This is a genomic window from Clostridium sp. BNL1100 (assembly GCF_000244875.1).
Classification (GTDB): Bacteria; Bacillota; Clostridia; order Acetivibrionales; family DSM-1351; genus Ruminiclostridium.
Genome location: NC_016791.1, coordinates 3679110 through 3695449 on the forward strand (window position 1 = coordinate 3679110; position 16340 = coordinate 3695449).

The 16340-nt window shown below is 31.8% G+C and carries 15 protein-coding genes; all 15 read right to left on the reverse strand.

Annotated features, from left to right (window positions below):
• Positions 1–6 precede the first annotated feature (6 nt).
• On the reverse strand, positions 7–972 hold the full coding sequence (locus tag CLO1100_RS15585; RefSeq protein WP_014314729.1) for an ATP-binding cassette domain-containing protein: 966 nt from the start codon (positions 970–972) through the stop codon (positions 7–9).
• Positions 973–985: 13 nt separating this feature from the next.
• Positions 986–3262 carry a glycosyltransferase family 9 protein gene (locus tag CLO1100_RS15590; protein WP_014314730.1) on the reverse strand — a complete coding sequence of 759 codons (2277 nt, stop codon included), beginning with the start codon at positions 3260–3262 and terminating at the stop codon, positions 986–988.
• Between the two features lie 14 nt (positions 3263–3276).
• Positions 3277–4416, reverse strand: a complete 1140-nt coding sequence (locus CLO1100_RS15595) for a glycosyltransferase family 9 protein (RefSeq protein ID WP_014314731.1) — start codon at positions 4414–4416, stop codon at positions 3277–3279.
• Positions 4413–5507 carry a radical SAM protein gene (locus tag CLO1100_RS15600; protein ID WP_014314732.1) on the reverse strand — a complete coding sequence of 365 codons (1095 nt, stop codon included), beginning with the start codon at positions 5505–5507 and terminating at the stop codon, positions 4413–4415. The genes CLO1100_RS15595 and CLO1100_RS15600 overlap by 4 nt, the downstream gene beginning before the upstream one ends.
• Before the next feature lie 8 nt (positions 5508–5515).
• Positions 5516–6313, reverse strand: a complete 798-nt coding sequence (locus CLO1100_RS15605; protein WP_014314733.1) for an ABC-2 family transporter protein — start codon at positions 6311–6313, stop codon at positions 5516–5518.
• 2 nt (positions 6314–6315) lie between these two features.
• Complete coding sequence (locus CLO1100_RS15610; protein ID WP_014314734.1) at positions 6316–7128, reverse strand: ABC-2 family transporter protein; 813 nt, start codon at positions 7126–7128, stop codon at positions 6316–6318.
• Positions 7129–7179: 51 nt separating this feature from the next.
• The gene (locus tag CLO1100_RS15615) at positions 7180–7443 is read right to left on the reverse strand and encodes an acyl carrier protein (protein ID WP_014314735.1); all 264 of its coding nucleotides are present in this window, start codon (positions 7441–7443) and stop codon (positions 7180–7182) included.
• A gap of 100 nt (positions 7444–7543) precedes the next feature.
• Positions 7544–8266 (reverse strand): PIG-L family deacetylase, encoded by a 723-nt coding sequence (locus CLO1100_RS15620; RefSeq protein ID WP_014314736.1) that lies wholly within the window; start codon positions 8264–8266, stop codon positions 7544–7546.
• A 35-nt stretch (positions 8267–8301) separates the two neighbouring features.
• Positions 8302–9234, reverse strand: coding sequence for a glycosyltransferase (locus tag CLO1100_RS15625; protein ID WP_014314737.1), 933 nt, complete (start codon positions 9232–9234; stop codon positions 8302–8304).
• A 95-nt stretch (positions 9235–9329) separates the two neighbouring features.
• Positions 9330–9854, reverse strand: coding sequence for an antiterminator LoaP (loaP, locus tag CLO1100_RS15630; RefSeq protein ID WP_014314738.1), 525 nt, complete (start codon positions 9852–9854; stop codon positions 9330–9332).
• 262 nt (positions 9855–10116) lie between these two features.
• Complete coding sequence (locus tag CLO1100_RS15635) at positions 10117–11220, reverse strand: mannose-1-phosphate guanylyltransferase (protein ID WP_014314739.1); 1104 nt, start codon at positions 11218–11220, stop codon at positions 10117–10119.
• Between the two features lie 45 nt (positions 11221–11265).
• Positions 11266–12219 (reverse strand): hypothetical protein, encoded by a 954-nt coding sequence (locus CLO1100_RS15640; RefSeq protein ID WP_014314740.1) that lies wholly within the window; start codon positions 12217–12219, stop codon positions 11266–11268.
• 110 nt (positions 12220–12329) lie between these two features.
• On the reverse strand, positions 12330–13274 hold the full coding sequence (locus CLO1100_RS15645) for a hypothetical protein (protein WP_014314741.1): 945 nt from the start codon (positions 13272–13274) through the stop codon (positions 12330–12332).
• Positions 13275–13436: 162 nt separating this feature from the next.
• On the reverse strand, positions 13437–14516 hold the full coding sequence (locus CLO1100_RS15650) for a hypothetical protein (protein ID WP_014314742.1): 1080 nt from the start codon (positions 14514–14516) through the stop codon (positions 13437–13439).
• Positions 14517–14801: 285 nt separating this feature from the next.
• The gene (locus CLO1100_RS15655) at positions 14802–16220 is read right to left on the reverse strand and encodes a family 43 glycosylhydrolase (protein ID WP_014314743.1); all 1419 of its coding nucleotides are present in this window, start codon (positions 16218–16220) and stop codon (positions 14802–14804) included.
• Positions 16221–16340 lie beyond the last annotated feature (120 nt).

A 16340-nucleotide genomic window follows, 5' to 3' on the forward strand; every position in this document is an offset into this window, starting at 1 on the left:
CTGTCTCTATATTATTTTTTCTACAACATCTTCCAAAGAAGTTTCTTCTATACTAATATCATGGATATCACAAGAGGTCAGAAGTACGTTCACAACATTAGTTACGCTGCTCTTGGAGACTTTAATGGAAGCTTTCATTTCGTTCAAATCAACAACCTCTCCATATGTACTCAACTCTTCCTTAGTGGGCAGCTCATTAAATGAAACATTAACGATTTTATCATCACTAAATTTCTTTATTAAATCCTCTTGATTTCCATCGAATATGATATTACCTTTATCAATTACTATTATACGATTGCAAAGTTCCTGAACATCCTTCATATAATGGCTTGTAAGGATTATAGTATTACTGTTTTGTTGATTGTACTCTTTAATGAACTTTCGGATTGTCTTTTGGGATTTCACATCTAGTCCGATAGTCGGTTCATCCAGCAATAAAACGCGAGGGTTATGAAGCAGTGCTGCAATCAGCTCCATTTTCATACGTTCCCCAAGTGATAGTTTTCTTACCTGTATATTTATTTTTTCCTCAACCTCAAGTTTTTCAACCAGATAATCTAACCTATTCATAAAATCCTTATTGGGGATTGAATAAAGCCTTTGGTTCAAATAAAAGGTATCCTGCGCAGGTAAGTCCCACCACAATTGATTTTTTTGACCCATAACAATAGAAATTTGCTTTAAAAATTCATTTTTTCGTTTCCATGGTTGATATCCCAATACATTTACCTCACCGCTGGTAGGGTAAAGTATCCCTGACAAGGTTTTCAAAACTGTGGTTTTTCCGGCACCGTTTGATCCGATGAAACCCACTAATTCTCCTTCCTGAATTGAAAAACTAACCTGTTTGACGGCTTCATTAAATAATTTTTTCCTATGAAACAAATTTTTGAATGATCCTGACAAACCCTGTTCCTTTTCGTAGTAACTGTATTTTTTAGTTAAGTTGTTCACTCGAATCGTTTCCATATGACTTTTCTCCTTAATCATTTTTATCAAAAACGAAATATATAGTATTTATATATAATTTTCCGCATAATACTTTTTGAGAATCCAAATACAAATGTATACTTTTCAATTCTTGTTCGTTTAAGTCTACTTGTATTGGAAAACGTAGTAGATTCCATCCTTCATGTAATCGGTGTGCTCTAAGTATAGTCTCTCTCTTGTCTGAGGTTTCAACTGTAACTTTCATCATCCCATAACTTGAGAGTCTAAATACACCCTTTTCTATCCATACATCTATTCCAAGTATTTTGTTTTGTATCTCTATTTCTCTATCTAATTCATAGTCACAGATTAAGTTTTCTCCTGATAAATCTGTTACATCTAATCCAAGACCCATTGAACAATCAAAATCCCACGTCTTAATACAGCTATTAATATTTAAATTACATTGTGTGTCCCAAAGTACTTGTTTTGGTATGGTTATTTCGAATTTTTTGTCTTGTTTATAATATTTAAGTTGGTTACTTTTCCAAAGTGCGTATATAACAGTACTTGGAGATACAAGATTAATACACCTTTCAGGTTTTGTACATACAATGGTATATTCCGGACATTCACAATCATCGGGAGGAATAATTCCTATATTAATATTACTTAGGGGACGATGGTCGTTACCAATTCTCGGTTTCTCTTTACCATATATGGTAATGCTGGGTATATTAAATGCTGCAGCAATATGTCCCCCGGCACTGTCGACCCCTACAAAAAAATCACAATTCTTTATAGCAGAAATAAACTCTAAAATACTTAAGTTTTCACCGACATTAAATACCCTATCATGTTCAATTACCCGAAAATCCAAATTAACTAATTGAATGTCAGGTACAACTGATATTAAACCATCAATTAATTCCCGAATACGATCATTGCTCCAGCTTTTTGATTCCATCGATGCATTAAATTGCAGTCCTATCGTCACCTTTGTACAATCTATTCCGGCTAAGTTAAACAAGCTGCATATATGCCTGTCAATTTTCTCACTGGTTGTAATACATTGGCTAGTATATTCGTCTACACCTGCTATCCTTGCATACACATCAATGAAATTCAATTTTTCATTATTAAAATAAGCCGTAGTATCCCATGTCAATGATATCGCCTGTTCAAATCTTCTAGTCATTAACAAATCTGATATCAGGTTTGTTATAATATATGGAAAACCTGGCGGATCCGGGCGCATCGAACAAATGAACATTTCATCTATGTTAGGATTTTGCCTATAAATAATGTTAGCTTTAACATTAATAATTAATGTAATATTGTATTCCGGATATTTCTTTTTTATCCCCGGCAGCAGGCTAGTAAGCCGAACAGCATCACCGATTCCCGGCATATCAATTAGTACAGCCAATCTTTTTTCACGATGCATATCTGCATTCTTTTTTATTTTGATATAACTGACATGTTGAAAAATAAAATAAGTTGTACAATTTTCATCTGTTCCAACAGCTCTTATAAAAAAGCTATATTCTGCAAGTTTAGCTTTTATAAATAAAAGCCATGCAGCTTGCTCCAAGTTTCGCTCTTCCTGTTTTCGTTTCTTATTGAGAGTGTTTTCTGAAGTTAAGTATAGAGAATGCCCCTTCTGCGATATAATCGTTTTTGTTTCGGACAGCTCTTTGCATAATTGGTTTTCAATCTCTGCCGGAATGTTATCGATGACTACAATGTCATAGTATCCTTCCTTCTCTTTTTCAAAATACTCCCATGGGATACAGGATTTATCCTGCGAATCCTCTTTTGTTATATTAACATTCTGCTGTATTATATAATCATATTTATAGGTATCCCACCAACGCTTTAAAATTATCTGATTGTATCTTTCCTTTGCAGAAGGTCTAATCATAGACACTAAAGGCCATTCAGACTTAATAATCTTTACATACCCTTCTTCCCGAATAAAGATATGTAATTCTGATAAAGATTTCAGTTTATAATTGACGGGAATTTTGGTTAATAGCCACTTTTTATTAATTAGGACAGGTAACCATGTCTGAGCATCAACTACAACCCTAGTGTCATCCTCCAAGCCTGATACATAGTTTTGGAGCCATTCATCGGCATCCTCCCTCAATGTCAAAAAGTTATCCAATAATAAAATCCAGTCTGTCGGTATTCTTTGAACAAAATCATAAAATGCAATATCGTCCTGATGAATATTAAACAAATACTGTGTTCTATCAGCAATCTCTCTTTGTTCCGGTTCAGCCTGTTTGCATAATCCAATTAATTTTATTTCCGTTTTTAACATAAACCCTACCCAGCTTACTTATGTATTTTGTTTTTATACAACAACAATTCTTCAACGATTTCATCCAAGTGAACCCGGGTATTACATAATACTTTCTGATTACATGTTTTTTGCCAGCATGGAGCACATTCCACATCGGCTTTAAATTTTTTGCCTCCAAAGAATAGTTGTACCTCTTGCTCACACGAAGGCCCAAACCAAGCTACACAGGGTTTTCCTACTGCTATACCCATATGCAATCCCAAAGAGCATCCGCTGAAAACAATATCACACATACTTGTATATGCTATTCCATAGGATAAATCTTTTGTATTTGTTAAATTGATTACATTTTTATCAATGGAAGAAAGATATTGATTTATTTCTTCTTCTTCCTTGCCACCCAATAATAAAACCTGACAATCCTTTTCTTTTTCTATCAGGCTTTTAATAATTTTCTCATTTGCATCCCTTGGCAATTTACGAAGAGGCATTAAATCAGAACATCCGGTGTTAATACCAATAAGAAACGCATCTTTCCGTATTCCTTTTTCCTTAAAAGTGCTTTCCTTTATGCTCTCATGCTTACTGGTTACTGTAATGGTATAGGGTTCATTCTGATACGCCAATCCCAAGCTTTCAACCATGATTTGTGCCATAGACTTTGTATTTATTTTAAAGCGGAGTTTATCATCAATCCCCAATTTATATAAATACTCAAATTCTTCGTTAAAATAATTGATACTCCCATAACTGTCCAAACCAAATCCATACTTTTTATCAGCATTAATTATATTGGCCAGTGCAGATACATGACGTGTTCTGTCAAGATTTACAACGATATCAAATTTTATCTGTGATAAAAACAAAACTGTTTCCGGATTCCAGACAATTAATTCATCTATGTATTGATTGTTTTCCATTATAGGCACTGCAGCTTTTGAGGTTAAAAACGTTATTTTACTGCTTTTGTATTCTCGTTTTAGCGGCTGCAATACTGAGGATGCCATCAAAACTGCCCCTAAGCCAAGCAAGCTGATAACTAAGATACGTTTTTCAACAAGCTGCGGGGTATTGCAATCCTCACAGACCTTGTAAGGAGCACACGGCTTATATCCGTTAAATTTGATACATTGCTGATATAATTCCACCTTTTTATTTGAATTATCAATCATACCAGCTTCCTCCCATGCAATTCAAGATAGTCTGCTTTAACTGTTTCTAAGAATTTCAACATTTCAGGTTTGCTATAGAACGGAATTGTTTTTATATCTGCTTTTGAAAGTACACCTTCAAAATAAAGATTTAACACTTCAGAACGTATGTAGCAATGGTCACATGAACCTAACTTAGGCTTACTAGCCAATAACATGCGGTACACGGGAGCTGTTTGGAAATTATCGATTACAGCTTCACTGTCACGAAACAGATTTCCAAGCTCAACAGTCCACCAATATGGACATGGGGTAAATTGACCATCATCGAAAAATTGGAATGTATGATATGGAATCATACAGATTCTTTGTCTTCTCTTGTTTTGGAGGAACAATTTTAATCCCTCCCAGTACTGTACCGGTGGGATAATACTTTTATAATTATCGTAATTATCTATAATTTTATCGAGTTCAGTTATCTGTTCTTCCTTTGGAAAGTACTTTTCAACCTCATCACCACGGACTGGGAATGGGAAAACCTTTAAGGGGTAACCCTCATATTGCTTCAAGTAATCTAAAAAGTTGCTTAAATGGGTAATACTACGATCTGTAACAACACAATTAATTTCCAATGGTATTCCGCTTTTTAATACGTTATCAATATTTTTCAAGAGTCTATCATGCATATTCCTGTTCTTATTACGATAAAAATTCCCCTCGAAATCACTGCTGTCAAAGGAAATCTGCAGATAGAAGTTAGGAATTGCTTTTAGTCTTGAAATAGATTCATCATTCAATAAAATACCATTAGTCATTAACTGAACATTTATAAATTGTGATGAGCGTTCTTCCAATAAAGAAATAATATTCTTTACCAGCAGAATTTCTCCCCCGCTGATTTTAAGCGCCCCTATATCAAGCTTCTGCTGAAGAGTATCTATGATATAATTCAAACGTTGGTACAAGTTAGTACCTTTTTCATATATATATTCATTTCTTAAACATGCTTGACCCGGATCATAATTGTCATAATTTGTAAGACAATACTCACAGGAAGCATTACATAGATTTTTCGCAATTACCATATCACATAATAATAATTTCTTTTTCATAGTACTCCTTAGCTACTCGCACTGCTGTAATTTTTTATTGCCAGACGCCAACCTATTATACCAATAGCTAAAACTACTATTGTCACTAATAGGTCATAAAGTATAAATGTAACATTTAGCCTGCCCATCAATATTCTACTTGGGAAATTAACAATTACTATCATTGGAATAAAGAACATCAGGACATAACGAATAATACCGCTGAATATTACATCCGGCTTTTCAGCAAATTTGATACCTTGGTAAAATAAATTATTAAGCATATTTGTTTTAATTACTTTAAATGAAATCAACTGAACCAACAGCTGAATCATAGTGAAAATAACAACACCGTTAATAGCTAAAACTATATATATAAGTATAGTTCCAATATTTACACTACTCTTATTTGCAACAACACCAGTTATGGTTAAAATAATTCCTAAAAAAACATTAATAATTGAAGCGAAATTCATGTTACGAAAAATAACAAAAAACAATGAATCTACCGGCTTAACCAAAATGAGATCCAAAGAACCGTTACCCACATATTCAGAAATACGTTCAACATTTAAAGCCGTACTAAAATCCCATAATCCATGAACTGCATGATATGTACCTAAGAAAATTAGAATTTCATTAAAGGTCCATCCTCCAATATTATTAGTCCATTGATATATAACACCAAACAGTGCCAAATTTGCAACCAGATAAAAAATATATCCGATAACTACTACAATAAAATTGACCCGATATTGTAGTTCGCGACTCAACGAATAACTAAAAAATGCAAAATATAATTTAATGTACTTAATTAAGCTTTTCATTATCAACCTCCGGTTGCAGAAAATTCTTTTATCCCCTTGTTCCAAACAAATTTACACAATAGCAAACATATTAAAAGCCAGATAGTTTCGACTGTAAGACCTTTTGCTATTGCAGCGTTATCCAAATTACCTGCAAGTAATTGTGTTGGAAAATAAACCATATAATAAAATGGAGTATATGACAATAATGTATGAATCCAACCAGGTAAAATATTTAATGGAAACGCAGATCCATTTAATATGGAATATATAAAAGGTATAAAATGAAAAATCGATGCAAATTCAGTAAACCAAAAGGACAACATTGCAATAGTTGTTTGAATAAAATAAAAAATAATCAATGCTAAAATCAGAGAAACAATAAAATACAATATATTCTGTGAAAATTCAGGTAACTGTATAAAATCCCGAAAGAATAATGCCATTGGAATAAGATTTATTATAATGCAAATAATAACCACTAACTTTTTGGAAAACACATATACCAGTTTGAATAAAATAAAATCTACAGGTTGAACTAAATAGCGCTGCAAAAATCCATCTCTGATGTCAGATATTACAGTCCATTCAATTCCCTCAGTTTTCACTAATTCATTTACAATCATTGCTATAATATAATACGTAATCATAGCACTTAGTGAATAACCTACAATGGTAGTACTTCCTGAATTTTTATAAACTACGCTCCAAAGTAAAATTTGGATTCCTAATGGAAAGTACCATAATAAAATTTGGGTAAAAAAGTTAAAACGATATTCTGTAGCATCAGATAACCCCATTTTTAATATGGCACTATATTTTTTAATAAAATCCATTTTCTGCTCCTAATAAAATAATACTATTCGTCCTGTCTTTTCTGCCTAAAATCAACCTACTTCGCTTAATTTCTTTTCAACATACTCTGCTAAATTTTTGGTTGTTCGTATAAGCTCTGTGTTCAAGTCATCATCATCAACTTGAATATTAAACAGTTCTTCGATTTTTACAAGAATACTGATGGCATCAATTGAATTAATTCCTATGCTCTGAACAATATCCACATCATCGCGAAGCATCTCATCACTAATCTCTCGATTTACAGTCTCCTTTATAGCTTTGTTTATTGTTTCATAAATTTGAGATATATCCATATGTATACTCTTTCCTTTCTTAGATTTAGAATATATATTAATAGAGTTCTCTATTAAATACTTTGTTTGATATGTACATGTAGCTAAAGCTACTTTAAAGTTATAAAAACCTTTCAATCAGTGTACAGAAGAATTCACAATTACATACATAATAGGCCTCTGCCCAAAGAATCTGCCTAAGTCCTATTTGTTCTGCACGGTATTTATTTAAATTCTTAATTACGTTCTCAAGGTGCTCAGGGTTTTGGCTAACGTAATTTTTAAGTATCTCAATTTTTTGTTCAAATGATTTAGTAATGTTAATAGAATAATTAATATAAACCGGAAAATTCACTTCATAACATGCTATGTATTGAGTACTTATGGCTGTATTAGTTAAAATAGCTTTTAAAGAATGTGCCAGAAAAGTACTCGTTGCCCGATGGTCATTATGCATGTCAATAAACCAAGGTGTAAAAATAATATCCGGGTTATATTTTTGAATTAATTCACAAAGTTTGTTTACACAATCATTTTCAGATGAAGAAAGCATAGAGTCCTCAAAGCTAAAAAATTCCTGAACTATATTATCAAACGAATTCCAAGCATTTAGGGCTTCTATTTTGCGTTTTTTCTCCTTATCCAAAGTAAGATATATAATTACAACCTGACATTGCTTTTTTAAATATTCAAGAATTGTTCCTCCGCAACCCAATACCTCATCATCACAGTGAGGAGCTAATACAATGATGCGTTTAGCAGGAATAACTCTTCCAAATAACATACTATTAAAAGAATTATTTTTAATTATTTCTAAAATACCTTGATTTTCATTTTTTGTCATATCCCTTACTCCATACAAACCGAAGAACTAATTTATTAACTTTTCTCTGTTAGATAATCACAAAACTTATAAACATCTTTAATCTCATTAAGTAACAGCTTTGGTAGCAATTTAATAATAGGGTCCTGATGTTTCATGTAAAAGAGCTCATATGCTTTCAACAAAGCTTCTTTATAATTTTGTCTTAAATGAGTGATATGGTAATTACAAGCTTTATCTAAGTATAGAATTTTAACTCCTTTTTTTTGTAGTCTGTATCCCATTTCTACATCTTCGCATCCCCACAGTCTACCAAAGGATTCATCGAAACCGTCAACGTTTTCAAAAACTTCCTTTTTGCCTGAAAGGTTAGCCCCTGTACACCCTATAAAGTCTAGCTTATGCAGGTTCTCATGTTGTATTGCTCTTGTTAATATAGTAAAAATATATTTTTCAAATGAGGATGTCCGTTTCTGTTTATCAATTTTTTCAAGTGTTCTGACATCTTCTGTAGTAATCAAATAATTTGTTAATCCGGAAGTATCAGTATTAAGTGATAAAGTATCTGATTGTAAAATAGTTCCCAAAGACGGATCACTAAAAAATTTCAAGTATGGCAGTTCATATATTTTTCCATGAACTATAGAATTATCAAACTTTTGATGTAATTCATAGTGGCTACTTATAAAAGCATTTGACAGAATAACATCATCATCAACGAAAACCACAATAGACGCATCTGCTGCATTCAAACCAGTATTTCTTGCATGTGAGCGTCCGGAATTATTTTGATATATATAGTTTATATTCAATTTAGTAATGTAATCATTTACGACATTTGATGTATCATCCGTTGAACCGTCATCGACAATAATTACCTTAAATTGCTCTTTAGGCATTATTTGATAACATAACGATTCAAGTACCAGCCTTAATCGTGTAGATTTATTATATGTAGGAATAATTAAATCAATTAAATATGTTTCCATTTTATTTTAAAATTGTAAAGTGTTGATTTAGTAATCATCCAGAAATCGAAAAACATATTGGTGTATTATTTTATTTATATATCCTTAAGAAAAATTTATGATATTTTCTCAATAACATCTAGTGATACACTAACCAGCCTTATCTCTCCCATAAAATTTAACTCAATCGTTGCTAAGTGTTTATGCCTGTTTACCTTCTTAATAATACATTCTTTGCCTTTGAGAGGCCCTTCTTCTATATAAATTTTGCTACCTTCTTTGATAGCGATTGATGACTCAATACAATGCTTATCATCACACAAGCTAAGTAATAATTGTTTTTCAGTTTCCCTCAAGGCGATCTCAGTATCCGAGTATCTTAAGAGATGGTTTATGTTATCAATATAAGAAATAATATCACTTATTTCTTTTGTAAATTCATGTTGTGACAATTTAGACTCAATAAAGATATATCCTGGGAATAACGGTTTTACTTCATATTTTATAACTCCCTGCTTCTTAAATACAGTTTTTAAGAGGGGTATAAATGGAATAAACAAATCATTATCCAGTATTTTACTTAAAAGTTTTTTAACTTTTTCCTCCATACCTGTCCGGATAGATAACACATACCAGTACAATAATTTCACGTCCTCATAATTTAACTTTGCCGTTTGCACAGCTTCGCCCTTTCACTTATCAAAAAATAAGCTACGCTAATTGTAAATATGTTTCTTATCATTAGCTAACGTGACCCACCAACGATTAACCAATCTGACTAAGTATTTCCTCAATTATACCCCAACTATTACATTTAAGTCAATATTTTACATGGATATGACAACAAAAAACCTCCGTCTGTTGCATATGTGTAACTCAAAATTTGTCATATATTACAACTTCTTACTTTAAAATCTGTTCCTTATGGAAACCTAGTACAACTTTCCCACAATCTTTTGTATTTATATATTCGTGAGCAACATTTCTATCTTTTATGGCATCATAAACCTCTTTAATCCTTTGCGTCTCACCTTTTTTAGCTACCATTATTACATCGTCGGTTTCTACAACAATAATATCCTCAAGGCCAAGAGCTACAACAAGCCTATCGTTAGAAATGAGCATAGAATTCTTGCAGTCAATAATTTTACAATCACCTATTTGTATGTTACCTTCTTCATTTTTTTCAAGATATTCATAAATTGAATCCCATGAGCCAATATCATTCCAATAAATCTCAAGTAAAACAGTAATAGTCCTTGTAGATTTTTCGGTAATAGCATAGTCAATAGATATACTTTCTAAGGTTTCGAACTTTTCATTAAATTGAGAATAAGATTTTGTTGTAATAAATTTATATAATTCCGGACAATGTTCTCTTAGTTCACTAACAAACGTATCCAAAGTAAATATGTACATACCCGAATTCCAGTAATAGCAACCTTCCTCCAGATATAATTCAGCAGTCCTTAAATCCGGCTTTTCCACAAATTTCTCGCAATAAAACCCTTTTTTATATTTTTCCCCTATTTTTATATAACCATAGCCAGTTTCAGGTCTGGTGGGAGATACACCTATTGTAACAAGTTTTCCATCCTTGGCGTACTCCAAACAGAGTTTTAACTTTTCAGCAAATATATCATCGGGCTCTATTATATGATCAGAAGGGGCAACAACTATCTCTTCGTACTTATTTACAAAAAGCAACTCGATACAGTATTTTAAGGCTAACGCTATTGCCGGAGCAGTGTTTTTGGCACATGGTTCTGCTATTATATGTACGTTTAACGCCTCTATTTTTCTCAGTTCTTCTCTAACATCATTTAAATACTTATTTCCGGTTAAAATTAGAATATCACTAGGCTGTACTAATTGTAGGTATCTCTTAACGGTTTGGGCCAATAAAGATAACCCTGAGTTTACACTCATAAACTGTTTTGGTTTGTTAGCCCGAGAAACAGGAAACAGTCTTGTCCCCCCTCCCCCTGCTAAAATAATAATTTTCATATTACTTTATGTACCTCCGCTTATTTAAACGTATACCATATACTTTTATTGCCCACTAAGATTTAAACAAATTTCATATATTATATCCTTTTCTTTATTCAAAATATCTGTAAATTTCTGTATATAATAGATTTTATCATTTTCAGATAATTTAATATTTATGTATAATGAATCAATCGTTTTTTTCAGATCAGATATTAAGTCTATTATTTCATCCGATAGAGTAGATATCTTTATATTCTGCTTCGTTAATCCGAATATATATTTGAGTCTATCGTACATAAAAGTAATATGATCCAAAACAGTATTAGTAGATGTTATCAAGTAATCATCCACTAAATCATTGGATATTCTATTATTAATATAATTTTTTACCCCGTCAATATCATTACCGTTACTATCTTTTAATAAATCTTTTATATCTATTAATATTTTTTCCATATCAATTGTCTTTTGAAAAAGTTTATTACTACCATAACTATTAATCAGTATTCGGCCATCTACTACTCCATTAACTTTTGCTACAATACTTTCACATATTTTTTCAAACCGAATATTTATCTTTTCATATTGTCTATTAATAAATATAATCGCTAAAAAACACTGTTCTTCCTCATCATATCCATATATCAGAAATGGAAGTTCATTATCTGTAAAAATATTATTATTTAATTGCAATTGTCCTTTATCAAATATACCAGTTAAATATTGTTCATCATCAATTAACCCTTTTAGTGTTTCTAATACTAAATCTTTCGGTATACATACGGTATTCATTGTACCAATGGGAAAACAGTAACTTGTACGAATGAAAACTCCTTCATTTAAAAAGAAATCATTATCGCTAAAGCTTATCTCATCTTTACAAATAGTAAATTTAATATAGTGGTTATATATCCAACCATTTATAAATAAGTCATCATTTAAAATAAATAGTGGAAGCATGTTTAGACTTTTCTTACTAAACATATCAGCATTGATATCTAATTTTTTATTCATTTGACTATAAAGTGATTTATTCTGTCACATTCTCCTTATCTAAGATTCCTTGATTTATATGAATTCTCTTTTGCAAACACCCAAATCATAGACATGGTTACTAAATAATTTTAGAAAATCTTTCTTAATACATCTTCCTCAATTCTTAAAGCTGCTAATCCCCTTTCACGAATTTTTTCCATTATATAAATGTTATTCTTTACATGATCTTTTATTGCCAGATTTATAATAGTAGTATAGGCATTAACTACTTTCTTTAGTTGTACTTCCAATTCTTTATAAAACTCTATGTATCCCAGTTCATTTAATAACATTAACCTTTTTAACATAGTACTCTTGTGTTCATACAGAGCATAAAGCGATGGAAGTTTAATGCCATCTTCACCTAAGAAGAAAAAGTAATCATAAATACCTTTAATACCAAAAGAAAAATCTTCTTCTATAAATGGTTTAGAATCCAAGTAATTCTTTATCCTTTCTGATATTACACTGAAATCTAATCCCTTATTAAAATTTGTATTAAGTATATAATTATTAAATCTAATATATCCATCCTTTACAACTAATGATTTAACAAAATCATCATATGGTACCTCAAAATCATCCCATATATCATCTCCTATATATCCCGATGACAGAAAGCTATTTGTTTCATCATTAAATCCGTAGATTAGATAATTACGTTCAAAATTAAATTTCATATAGCCTAGCTTTGCTGGTATAAAAAACTCATTCCATATACCACTAACATAAATATTATTATTAATACATTTTTTTATGTAATTTACTAAGTTTGGGGTATCATAAAACTCACTTGGAAACATAGCATATATGGAAACAAAAAGGCCTTCCATCGACATAAAATATGGCATGTCAAACTCTATATCAGTTAGGTAACCCTTCTTATAAACAATATTAATAAAATTATTATACAGATAATCTTTGTTAGGCAGATTAGCCTCAATTATACCCGTTGGAAAGGCATAATGCTGATAACATCGTATAAATGGTTTATTAAAACTAAGTATTTTTTTAATTTTACATCTTCCTTTCACTGAAATAGCCTTACTTAAAATACATAATATTTCAGTTTATAGAAATATAATACATTATACATTATCAATTTTCAACATATTTGTATTTATGTAATTAATTAAATCCTCCATTTGAGCATTAGCCTCAATGGAGGATTAGTTATTGTTTGGTGATAAAAACTTTCAGTTTCGGGATGTAATATAGGATATTGGGTATGTAACAGAACTGTTATCTGAAATTGCCTCAAGTAAATCTTGAGCCGTCTTTTTTTCTTTTTCAAACATATTTTGCAGAATCTCTATACTTCTGTTAATTAAACTTTTATCGTTAACTATATTATATTTTATTATCATATTTCTTATTTTTAAAGAAATAATTTTTAACTCTGTATATGTAGATGCAAAGTCGTATTCTCTTTTAAGATATTTTTTTGCAACAAGGTAATGTATACGATCTGCCATTGTTTTCTTATGCTCATAAAGCAAATGGGGCTGCCTTATATCACATACTTCCTTATCAATATCAATAGCCCAACGATAACAATCCATTAACTCATTGTATACTTCAATACCATAAGTAAAATCTTCTTTTGGATTTCCTATTGTCCGTAATCGATGGGATGAATTTTGGGAAAACACATAATCATAAAGAAGACTTTTTACATTTTCAATGTCAAAGGTAAATGACGGTTCATAAGAACGATTATCCTTAGGTTTAAACAATATTAAATCGTTTTGCTTATTAATAGAATTTAAATAAGCTTTCTCGAAATCAGAGAATTCTACAGATGATGTAGCATAATCATTCTTATCATTATACCCTATTACATTAAAGATTTTTTTATTTAAGTCAAAACCATATATCATTATATCATGTCGGAAATGATCATTTTTATATGCTGTTCTTTCGGGTATAAAAAATTCATCAGTATATGTTGTTACATAATATCCATTTTCAATACTATTTTTGATAAATTCAATAATATCTATTTTATTTTTAAATATAAATTCCAAATCTAAAATCTTATAATCTAATATAGGAATAAAAACACTATTCCCACATATAATATAAGTAAAAAAGTTCAATTCTTTACTTTGGCGGCGATATTCCAATTGTATGTAATTACTGAAAAACCATGAATTAAAGTCTTCATGATGCATTGCTGAAGTAAGCGGATAGGCATGATGCAGGTAACAAACTATCGGTGGTTGATTAATTTTTAATTGCATTTTAACTTTTTTATATGATACATTTGATATCATAATTCCTTTCTATAAAATGCCTGCTAATAAATAACATTCTTTGCCTTTTTTTGAGTTTAATATCAAATGTATTATATATCAAACATTTTCGCCTGTAAATTCCTTTGTTGGTATTTTTTTAACTATAATTTTTAAAAGTTAACAAAAACTAATCCGCCAGTTTGAGCATTAAACTCAGTTGGAGGATTAGTTTTTGCTTAGTTACTTTTTATTTAATTTATGTGTACACAACAAGAAAAGTGTACAATTTTGTCTTGAATAGACAAAATAGATGTCGTCACTTTTTTATTCTAGTGTAAAAGAAGCCAAACTTGCACTGCCCGACCCTGCATATGAGAAATATAATGCATGTACACCGTCTGGTATCACGATATCTGCAGAATACTCCTTCCATATATTCGAAAATACTACAGGTATCTTTCCAAGAGCCGTTCCGTTCCAGGCTGTTTTTAGCTCGAATTCGCCCTGGCAATATCCGCGAACCTTGATTTTGACTTTCTTGACACCCTTGCAGTCAAAATACTTAAATCCGGCTGTAGCAGAATCCTTCATATTAGCGATATAGCCTATTTCTTCATCCCCATCTCTTCCGTCCTGGGTAATTTTAGGGAACTGATGATCCATCCATGCTCCGGTCCAATCGGTATAGACGGATTCCTCCTTGTAGAACAGATTACATGCCAAATATGCCGGGTATTCCCCGTATCCTACAAGAGGGCCTCCATTGGGTCCGCAAGAAGTCATCTCCACCTGAGGAATTGAACCATCTTCAAGGAATGAAATAGGCTCAACACAGCCCTGACGGCTGAAATTCGTTCCATTGGTATGTCTATGATAAAAAATGTACCACTTGTCATTGATTTCACAGATGCTGCCATGGTTGTTTGCACCATAAAACATGGGTTTTTCCGCCGGCTTGTAAGTATCAATATGGAGATCGCTGTTGCTTACAATCACTCCGCCGTAGACAAAGTCCTTCGTTGGGAATTTGCTGGTAGCGTAACACAATTCATGAAAAACAATCGAGGAATAAATGAAATAATAGGTATCTTTCCTCTTGCGAATTGAAGAAGCTTCAAAAAACTCATGTCCTTCATACCCACTGCCTTCACTGTAAGGCTCACTTGGCGCTATAAACACCGGGCTTTCTACAATCGTAAGCATATCCGCCCCAAGCACTGTTGCCATAGGACCCTTCCTTGATTTATCACCTTTTCCGCAAAAGCCTGTATACAGGTAGGTTTTATCTCCTTCTGTCAACACACCGGGATCGAATTGAGGCTGATCCCCCTCTTTTTCACCAAGGCGTGTTCCATCGGAATAATGTACATATCCATAAAATTCATATTTGCCTGCCGGGGTATCACAAACTGCTACTGAAACAACAGGAACCTTATCCAGTACATAGTACAAATAATAGCGTCCATCTGGACCTACAGTAACGTCAGGTGCATAGAGACACATACTTCCGTCGGGATTTAGCGGATCATCTGTCTTTTTATAAATTACACCTTCGTACCGCCAATCAGACAAATCCTCCACAGGTGCCGACCAACATACATAATCATTCAAACAGTATACATAACCGTTAAAACGATCATGAGAGCCGTAAACATAGACCCTGCCATTAAAAACATGGGGTTCGGCGTCAGGAATATACTCCCATGAAGGAAGATATGGATTGAAACCTTGCTTTTTTACCATGATTATCTACACTTCCTTTACTATTATTATTTAATACATAAAAATCATTATACATTTCTGATATCATCATAAGCCAAGTGTCTCTAATTGATAATTTCAAATAATTGCAAAAGTATATAG